Source organism: Terrisporobacter muris, from assembly GCF_024621905.1.
GTDB classification, from domain to species: domain Bacteria; phylum Bacillota; class Clostridia; order Peptostreptococcales; family Peptostreptococcaceae; genus Terrisporobacter; species Terrisporobacter muris.
Window position 1 is genome coordinate 1 of sequence record NZ_JANKBY010000385.1, and the last position, 2932, is coordinate 2932.

The window sequence follows — 2932 nt, forward strand, 5'->3', positions numbered from 1 at the left end:
AGAATACAAAATAAAGTACAGGTAAATATAATATTAGATATAAAAAAGGAGGTAAATTACTTTGTTTAAACATGATAAAGCACTATTACATGAAGTAAAAGTAGAAAAACCTAATCCTCAATATGCTGTTCTAATGCAAGAACAATTAGGTGGAGGAAATGGTGAATTAAAAGCTGCTATGCAGTATATGGCTCAAAGTTTTAGAATCAAAGATCCAGAAATTAAAGATTTATTTTTGGACATTGCATCAGAAGAACTTAGTCATATGGAAATGGTAGCGCAAACAATAAATTTATTAAACGGTCACGATGTGGACTATAAAGCAGTTGACTCTGGAGAAGTAGAAACCCATGTATTAACAGGATTATCTCCTGTATTAATTAATTCATCAGGAGCACCATGGACAGCAGATTACGTAACTGTAACTGGTGACTTAGTTGCTGATTTACTATCTAATATAGCATCAGAACAAAGAGCTAAGGTTGTTTATGAATATCTTTACAGACAAATAGAAGATAAACATGTAAGAGAAACAATAGATTTCTTGCTTAATAGAGAAGAAGCTCACAATGCATTATTTAGAGATGCTCTTAACAAAGTTAAAGATACAGGTTCAAATAAAAGCTTTGGTGTAACTGAAGATTCAAAAATATACTTTGATTTATCTACACCAGGACCTAACCATGATAGCAAAATGAATATTACTCCACCATCTTTTGAAGAACCAATAAAAAAATAAAAAATTAGTAGATGCGTTTAAGTTCTATATTTATAAGACATCTACATATTAAACATAAAAAGATATATTAAAAACCTAACAACAAAATAAGTTTTACAATTAAAACTTATTTTTCATATGAAAATAGCAACTATTTTCTAATATACAGAAATAGTTGCTATTTTTAATTTTAATTAGCTAAATAACAGCTTTATACTATTTATTCAGATTCAAAATCATTGTCTTTTAATTTATTAAAATAATTATATACAGGTAATCCTAGTAAAGTTATTACAACACTACCTATTGACATTGCTCTATTAAATTAGCCTGCAAATAATAATTGGTTTATAATTACAAATAATCCACCACACATTGCAACAATAGGTATAAAAGGATACATAGGAACTTTATAAGGTCTATGTAAGTTAGGGTTATCTTTTCTAAGAAAACCCATGATAAAATTCCAAGACCTGGATCACCTCCAGTTAAATTAGTTAATTATTTTTTTATCACATGTTTTTTGTCTGTATTTGTAATAAATATCTACTATTAACTTTTTTATATCATATTTAATTATCTGGATAATATGTATGTGTTTTTGTAGAATCCTTCAATATATAAAGCCCCTGTATATAGTCACAAGTTACATTATCTTCCTTTGCCCCCTTGAATAAATATTCTTTTTTATAAAAAGGGCTATTTTTTCCACATAGTTCAACAAAAGTATCTTCTTTAATATTTTTAAATAAAGAATAATCAAAGAAATTATTACCAGGATAGTTACCTTCCTTGTTTTCATAAGCACATAATAAAGAATAAACTCTATTTTTTACAGGAGAAGACTTTCCATTAAGTAATATACCAAATCTCACTTCATCCTCACTTACATAATCAGTATTCATGTAATCTTGATATATGTGCTCACTTCCAAATTGCCCAAAGAACTTTTCACCCTTTTTTAATGAATATAAAGCAGAAAAGTTTCTCATCATTATTTTATCACGCATATCCTGACCACCACCACTTGGGTATAAATTTTCAATTCCATTTTCAAAGTATATAAATTTATCACCAAAGTATTCTTCACAGTCTTTTTTGTTTTCTTCGTAAGCTAATTTTAAGCTTTTAATAGCTCTTATGTCTTTATTTTTCACAAGAGTAATTGATTCTACCAAAGATTTTGGTACAGGCTTATTTTTATCTATTAAAACTTCTATACCATTTATGGCAGCCAATGAATCATGTTCCACATCAACTCCATACACATTTATTTTCAAATCTTCATCTAATTCTGAGTTGTATTTATATAACCATTTATAAAATTCATACTTTTCTCTAGTATATGCCATGGTTCCTTTTAATTTACTCATGTAAGATTTTAAGTATTCTTCATTGCCACTTTGTATATATTCATTTAATAAATATACACTGCAAACTCCAGCTTCTTCTATTATATTTTTAACTCCTGCTTTCTTATTTAAATACGTGAAAATTTCTTGCTTGAATTTATCACTCTTGGCAAAGGTGTGATTTTCTCCAGATAGAAATACATCATAATTATTCACATTTATTAAGTCAAATGAGTTGTTTTCTTTTATATATTTTTTTACTCCAATACTTTTATAAAAAATAGATGTTAGTATAACTATAAACACAAGTATAACTATCGTAGGTGTTTTTATAGATTTCTTCATTAATATTTCCCCCATTATAATAATTTCCATAACAACTGTACAACTAAATTATACTATACCTTTTAACAAACTCCCGTAAAAAATATCCATGCACATAAGGGTGTACCTTTTTTGATACACCCTTAAAATCCTTTGAATTTCTAATCTTTTTCATTTTAATTTATATAGTTCATAATTTATAAGTTCTTTATTTTCATCTAAATTTTCGACTAACTTTAGCTTTATAAACTGACCAATCTCATAAGAATTAAATATTTCTTCATCATTTATCTCATACTTATTATCTTCATATTCTAATTCAATAATACATGTATCTGGTAATCTATAGCCTTTGAAAGCATATCCCTTAAAAAATAGCTTGTTTACTATTTTCATCTCAACAATATCTTCTTCAATATATTTTATCTTCAGCTTTAAACTTCTTTTATATTTATAGCTTTTCACTTCTGTAAATAATAAATATAGTATTATTAAAATAATAATTATTGGCCAAAATAATTCCTCCATCATACAAACT

General features: G+C 26.5%; 4 protein-coding genes. 1 reads left to right on the forward strand and 3 read right to left on the reverse strand.

What is annotated here, in order from left to right; all coding sequences use genetic code 11:
- Window positions 1-61: 61 nt before the first annotated feature.
- On the forward strand, window positions 62-739 hold the full coding sequence (locus NSA58_RS18125; RefSeq protein WP_039681282.1) for a manganese catalase family protein: 678 nt from the start codon (window positions 62-64) through the stop codon (window positions 737-739).
- Between the two features lie 304 nt (window positions 740-1043).
- On the opposite strand, the gene NSA58_RS18130 is transcribed toward NSA58_RS18125, so the two are convergent.
- The 3 genes from NSA58_RS18130 to NSA58_RS18140 form a co-directional block, all read right to left on the reverse strand.
- Window positions 1044-1175, reverse strand: coding sequence for a hypothetical protein (locus tag NSA58_RS18130; protein ID WP_257560786.1), 132 nt, complete (start codon window positions 1173-1175; stop codon window positions 1044-1046).
- A 115-nt stretch (window positions 1176-1290) separates the two neighbouring features.
- The gene (locus NSA58_RS18135) at window positions 1291-2415 is read right to left on the reverse strand and encodes a TraB/GumN family protein (protein ID WP_074429725.1); all 1125 of its coding nucleotides are present in this window, start codon (window positions 2413-2415) and stop codon (window positions 1291-1293) included.
- Between the two features lie 150 nt (window positions 2416-2565).
- A partial coding sequence (locus NSA58_RS18140) for a hypothetical protein (protein WP_257560788.1) occupies window positions 2566-2932 on the reverse strand: 367 nt, incomplete at its 5' end.

Bases quoted from the DNA above. Each gene is read 5' to 3' on its own strand.
- NSA58_RS18130 (WP_257560786.1), bottom strand. From the start codon at position 1,175: ATGGGTTTTCTTAGAAAAGATAACCCTAACTTACATAGACCTTATAAA.
- NSA58_RS18135 (WP_074429725.1), bottom strand. From the start codon at position 2,415: ATGAAGAAATCTATAAAAACACCTACGATAGTTATACTTGTGTTTATA.